This is a genomic window from Nocardia sp. AB354 (genome assembly GCF_049538315.1).
Taxonomy (GTDB): Bacteria; Actinomycetota; Actinomycetes; order Mycobacteriales; family Mycobacteriaceae; genus Nocardia; species Nocardia nova.
Window position 1 is genome coordinate 1 of sequence record NZ_JBMVFU010000074.1, and the last position, 656, is coordinate 656.

Annotated in this window: 1 protein-coding gene; it reads left to right on the top strand. The window is 64.0% G+C overall.

What is annotated here, in order from left to right; translation table 11 throughout:
• Window positions 1-656: AMP-binding protein (locus tag ACPCUW_RS35145; protein ID WP_423429694.1), on the top strand; the 656-nt coding region annotated here is incomplete at both ends.

Here is a 656-nt window from a genome sequence, read left to right on the forward strand (position 1 = left end):
TTGTTCGCCGCGCAAGTGGCCCGTACGCCCAACGCGACAGCACTCAGCTGCGGCGAAGACTCCTGGACCTACCGGCAGCTCGAGCAAGCCGCGAACCGGCTGGCGCACCTGCTCACCGACCACGGGGTGGGTCCCGGATGCGTGGTCGGACTTCTGATGCAACGCTCGGCACAAGCCATCACCGCCATCACCGCGGTACTCGAGACGGGGGCCGCCTACCTGCCCATCGATCCCGAACACCCAAGAGCACGAATCGAATTCATGCTCACCGACGCCACCCCCGCGGCCGTGATCACCACCGCCGACCTGGCCGGACGACTCGACGGAATCGACATACCGATCATCGATGTCAACGACCCCGCAATCGACACCCAACCCAGCACCGCACTACCAGCGCCACGCCCGGACACCATCGCCTACCTCATCTACACCTCCGGCACCACCGGGACCCCCAAAGGCGTAGCGACCACCCACCACAACATCACCCAACTACTGACAACCTTGAACACCGGCCCCACACCCGCGACGAAACAAGTCTGGGCACAATGCCATTCACTCGCCTTCGACGTCTCCGTATGGGAAATCTGGAGCCCGCTACTCCACGGCGGACGACTGGTCGTCATCCCCGACTCGATCACCCTCTCCCCCAACGACTT